Below are 1,525 nucleotides of genomic sequence, written 5' to 3'. Positions count from 1 at the left end.
CAAAAAACTAAAACAACATGGTACCAACCCGACGGCAAGACTATCGATTACATCAACGAATATCACCCCGACGGAACAGAAAAAAATAATATGAAAAATACAAAAAAAACAAATAAAAAATAAAATAAACGTCCGCACTTACATTTCTTTATAACACTGCGATCTTGTATTTAAAGGATTGATTATGGGTTTGAAATAGAAACTTAAAGACTATTCGTAGGTTTTTAACCCATGTAAAAATAATTTTTTATATTTTTAATTTAATAATAACAAACATTATAAAAAAACTGAATATTAAAATTGTTTTTTTGTTTTATAATTTTAATTAGTATTAATTAATAGTCGTACTGTTATAAAAATGTAAATGTTTTTAACTCTATTTTTAAAATCTCTTTTCTATAAAAAAGACTAGTTTGTTTTTAACTAGTCTTTAGGTATTAAAAAATGAATTTATTTACAAAAATTTATAAGTACGACCAGTTTATCAGTAAAGCGAGAAATAAAGTCCTTGATTAAAGGAAAAATATAAAAAAATGAAATTAAAACAATTTTTTAATTTTGGTACTATTTTAATAATTACAACATATTTTATTTATAATTATATTAAAAAAGATTTAAAAAAACTGAATATGATGTAGAAGAATCAAAAGATAACGAAGATGTATCAAAAAACTCGATTACGCCAAAGAAACATCGATCTATAGGGCAAAAGTTGTAAATCTAAAATTCAATTGAAAACAAAAAGTAAAAAACAAAAATATTTTGGAAATTCAGAGCGGTAAAACTGTTTAACACATTAACGAATACAACGAAAACGAAAAATTAGTAAAATATTATACCAATTACCACGACAACGATAAAAAGAAGAGAAGAAGAAGGAAGAAGAAGAAGAAGAAGAGAAGAAGAAGAAGAGAAGAGAGAGAAGAGAAAGAGAGAGAGAGAGAGAGAGAAGAGAGAGAGAGAAGAGAAAGAGAAGAAGAGAGAAAGAAAGAGAGAGAGAAAGAAGAAGAGAAGAAGTATTTTACCGTCCCGACGGCAAAACTGTTTGGTACATTAACGAATACAACGAAAACGAAAAATTAATTAAACGAACTTACTACCAATACCACGACAACGATAAAACTATTTTTTTAATTCACGAATACAACGAAAAAGAAAAATTAGTTAAAACAACATTTTACGAAAAAGACGGTAAAACTATCACACAAATTCACGAATACAACGAAAACGAAAAATTAATTACAGAAAAATTCTACGAAAACGATGGTAAAACTATTCGGGCAATTAGAGAATATAACGACGACGGAACGGAAAAAAAATAATATGAAAAATATAAAAAAACAAATAAAAAATAAAATAAACGTCCGTACTTACATTTTTTTATAACACTACGATTTACTGTTTTAAAAGATAATTAAACAAAAAAAAAAAAAACTTTTAAAAAATAAAAAAATTTATCAAATTTTTAAAACCTATTTTTGCTAAAAACAAAAAAGACTAGTTTGTTTTAACTAGTCTGTTCGGT

Annotated in this window: 1 protein-coding gene and 1 pseudogene; both read left to right on the top strand. The window is 25.1% G+C overall.

Going from position 1 to position 1,525, the window contains the following annotated elements:
* Positions 1 to 123, top strand: a 123-nt coding sequence (locus KTO59_RS04235; RefSeq protein ID WP_284928812.1) for a DUF2963 domain-containing protein, incomplete at its 5' end; no start/stop codon positions are given.
* A 911-nt stretch (positions 124 to 1,034) separates the two neighbouring features.
* Positions 1,035 to 1,322: pseudogene (locus tag KTO59_RS04640) on the top strand (DUF2963 domain-containing protein); the annotation flags it as partial.
* Positions 1,323 to 1,525: the final 203 nt, after the last annotated feature.

This window comes from Candidatus Phytoplasma sp. AldY-WA1 (genome assembly GCF_020312115.2).
GTDB classification, from domain to species: Bacteria; Bacillota_I; Bacilli_A; order Acholeplasmatales; family Acholeplasmataceae; genus Phytoplasma; species Phytoplasma vitis.
This window is presented reverse-complemented; position numbering and strand designations above follow the sequence as displayed.